General features: G+C 44.8%; 2 protein-coding genes. Both read right to left on the bottom strand.

The window, feature by feature from the left end; genetic code table 11:
* Window positions 1–1943, bottom strand: a 1943-nt coding sequence (locus AC0QT1_RS08320; RefSeq protein ID WP_473202097.1) for a filamentous hemagglutinin N-terminal domain-containing protein, incomplete at its 3' end; no start/stop codon positions are given.
* A 90-nt stretch (window positions 1944–2033) separates the two neighbouring features.
* Window positions 2034–3794: a ShlB/FhaC/HecB family hemolysin secretion/activation protein gene (locus AC0QT1_RS08315; protein ID WP_473202096.1), complete on the bottom strand. Its 1761-nt coding sequence runs from the start codon at window positions 3792–3794 to the stop codon at window positions 2034–2036.
* Between the last annotated feature and the right edge of the window lie 332 nt (window positions 3795–4126).

Here is a 4126-nt window from a genome sequence, read left to right as displayed (position 1 = left end):
CCTTCTTGAGCCCTGATCGTTAGGTGCATAGCATTGTTAGCTATCAACAGTCCTTGATTGGTTAGGGAAGCAACATGCACATCAACGCTAGCAGCGCGCATTGTGCCGCTATTTATGACTCCATCACGCGTTTGAAGGGTTAATACTCCCTCTTGCACGTTCACAGCCCCTGCTTGAGTTATAGAAGCTGCGCTCACAACAACACCAGAACTTAAAATCGTGCTCTCTTGTCCGGTTGTCAGCATGCCCCCCGCTGTCAAGGTAACCGTCCGCTTACTGACAATATCACCCTTGTGACTCAGCGCACCATGGGCGTTCAGCGTGACCTCTCCATTAGAAAGAACTGTGCCTTCTTGAAGAAGATCACCACTGTGCGCATAAAGGTCAACTTTTTGCTCTGCACCTAAATTGGCACGCGATGACAACTCTGCCGCTTCCATCAAAAGAAAACCGCCAGCGCTATAATGACCAGCATCTACGCTAAGAGCCTCATCGGCACTCAAGACAATATTCCCTCTTGCTCCAATATGGTTGTTGAAAGCACGGATTTGATTAGTTTCAATGGTCATATCACCAAGAGAAGAAACCCCAGTCTGATCATTGTCTTTTATGCGAGAAAGATCAATGGTTGCTGCTTGGATTTCTAAAAGACCACCAGCAGCTATCCGTCCATCGCCAGCCTCAAGCTTCGTTGCCTTGAGGTGCAAAGAACCCGTCGCTGACTGTGTGCCATCATTGTCAATGCCACTCGCCAACAAAGCATCAGATCTAAGGGCAATGGTAGAAGCCTGCACATCAACAGCACCACCCGCCGCAATGCGAGAATGCTCTGCCAGTTCAACATGCTTCAAAGCTTTCAGCTCAACCGTCTGTTCTGAAAAAACCAGATCGTTCACATGCACACTGTCATGATGAGAATGCGCTTTGACCGATCCTTTGGCACGTGCTTTGGCAAGAACCAGCTTGCCATCACTGGTCAACTTCATGGCGCCAGCATTGGCAGCCATATTGCCAAGCATCTTGACACCAGCACCTTTATCATTAGCGAGAACCCGGATCTGACCCGCATACATGCCACCAAACTCGCTGGAATCAATTGCCAACTCCGTCTCTTTGCCATCAGAGCCAAGTGATGTTGCTTCTCGCTTCCCATAATCAAAATGATTATGCCCCGCTATAACTGCCAATTCCCCTTTGACTTGAATGGGACCCTCTACATGGATCTTGCGCGAAACAAGATCAAAAACATCCAATGAACTCCCATCAACTCCACGAGCACCTATGGTGATGTTACCGCCTTCAACACGCAAACCACTCAAAGAACCATCGGCCCCAATGATCGGCTGTCCGGTCGATAAAGTTACCCGCGGTGTATTGATAAAACCGCAACCGTTACAGGTAAGCCCATTGGGATTGGCGATAATCACATCAGCCGATTGCCCATGAACCTCTGTCATCCCTTCAAGACGCGAGCGACTAGCGCTCACCACTTCATTGAGAATAACCTTTGCTGGCCCAACATCGCGCAAATTGCCGTTACCAGGCACCAATCCCCCAAGCTGTGAACGCGAAACCTCTTTGGTGGAATTGTTTAAAATCACACCATGGGTATCAACATTGAAACTATCATATTTATTATGAGAAAGACCTTGTCCATTAGGACGCGCAATATCAATCAGCGGCACACCATTGCCTGCTATGCCCACCGTAGGGTGAAAAACAGAGCCAACCCCACTCGCTGCTTTAATCCCTTGAGGCTCTTGTACAACAGAACGTTGCGCGCCAAGTGCTTGCGCTTGCAATAAAAAAGGCTGAAAGGCTAAGCAAAAGCTTAAAACCAATGAAAGCCCCTTATGAGCCCCTTTCTGCAAAACACAAAGAGCACGCTGCTCTAACTTAGTTCCATAGCCCAATTTATGCTGTTGATCCTTCAATCCCCGCATCTTTCACTCCTCATAAAATCCTATAAATCTTTTTGTAAAAAACATTCCCAAAGGGTGTACACAGCAAGGCGATCTTTTTACCGCCCCTTACTAAAACCTTAACAAAGCCCGCACTTGAAATACTCCAACCCTATTCCCCTTCTCTAGCGGTATTGATGCCTTCAAAAGATTAGAGTAAGACAAATCAACATCCATCATCTCTCCAGCCGCATGAAAGCCAAGCGTTGCCCCAACCAGGCTACCACCAAAACTGTTTTTGCTTGTATCATTAGCCACTGCTCCCAGATCAAGGGCCATATAAGGAGAAAATTGGCTCATCAATTTACGACCTCCCTCCGAGGTGAAACCTGACAATAACAGGGACAATTCATTGCGCCAAAACACTCCATTATTGCCGTAATAAACCGCCTCACGCACCCCACGTACAGAAGAGGTTCCGCCAAGCGATATTTGTTCTGAACCAAACAAACTATCGGGAGACCACTGCCCTGAAAGCTGCGTGTTATAGCGAAAATGATATGAATGAAGTGAAAAAGGACGCACATAGCCCAGAGAAAAAGACCATTTTCTAAATTGCCCTTTGGGCGCATTGGGCGAGACATTTTCTTGATCTTTATCATCATAGGCACCAAGGATCGCCAATCCCTTATGAAACCCTAAATGAGCATTGAATTCTCCTCCAAGCCACTGGCGCATATGATCAAGCTCAAAAGACGCAATAGCTAATTTACGGCTCGACACATCAACCCTACTGCCCATAATAAAATTATCAGCATATTTCCATGTCAATCGTCCCGTAAACCAGGTCTTCCCCTCTTGATCACGAGCAATAACCCGCGAAATCCAAGGGGTAAGCGATAAAGACTTACCCGATGTCAAAATGTCGGAAAATATTCCTTTAACACTCGAATAATATTGACTCCACGTGCCATCAAAACCTGCTGTCCAATAACCATAAGGAATGGAAAATGAACCCGTGATCGTATCACTATTGGGCCGCTCATTTGTGAAATGATACACGCCACCATCCATGGAGCGCTGATAACTAAACGACCATTGATCATTGGAAGCAAACAAATCATCAAAAGAAAGGCTCAAACGTGTTTGGTAGAGACCTGTTGCCTGAGCGCCAAGATTATCACTGGAAACTGTAAAACTCCAAGGTTTCTGTTTGGCTATATGAATATCAAGGATGGAACCGCCAGAAACCTTTCCAGCTTCAAGATTAAGAGTGGCTTGACGAGAAAAAAGCCTATTGATTTGATCAAGTCCTTGCTCTATCGCGCGTAAATTGGTCGGGTGACCAATCAGATTTGGAAAAGCTGTGGTGATTTCGCCGCGATCTTTCCTCTCAACTGTGTGACCATCCAGGGTGATATCTTCTACACGACCTTCAACAACAACAATTTTGAGATGACCACCCCTTAAATCTTGCTCAGGCAAATAAGCCCGCACCGCGATATAACCACGCTTGACGTAAAGCATAGTTACCGCTTTGAGCACTTTATTGATATCATCAATGCCTAAACAGTGCCCTTCCCAACGAGAAATGCTACCATGAAGATCAGTATGCGAAATCAACCTGGCACCAATCAACCCAATATTTTTGATCATCAAACAGGTTTTTGATCTCGAAGAATCATCGGAACTGTTCTCCTCATTATTCTCAAAAAACACTTCAGACTTTCCTGTCCTCTTGTGCCATTTCTGAAAACGTTGCTGTTGCGTTTGTTGACGTTGAATACTTTCTGATTGATGGATCGCTTGATCCCGTATATTCGTTGCAAAACTTGGCAATGCGATAACACTCAAAGCCGTGCTAAGCACAAAACAACAAAATAACCGGATCATTAATTTTTACACTCAAAAGGAAGCGCAAAACAATGCACCTTATGCTTCCTTAAAAGAGAAAAACAAAATGCATAACACTGTTTTAATGGTCTGAAGAGAGCAATTCTTTGAAGATGAAGGAAAAAACCATAAACTATACTATCTGCCCCCACTTTAGTGGCTATACAAACCATCTTATCTCCCCCGCATAAAGATTCCTATCACTCTGTTAAAGTGCAATAACGCACTTGTACAAGTTTACCAAGGCAATGTGTATAAACATCTTCAGAGAAGAAAAAAAGAATTAAATCCATTCATAACAGTTTAATGAACAATATTATTCGTTTTTATCG

The sequence above is a fragment of the Bartonella sp. P12B genome (genome assembly GCF_055796185.1).
Note: the sequence above shows the minus strand (reverse complement) of the source record. Positions and strands in the feature narration are given on the sequence as shown.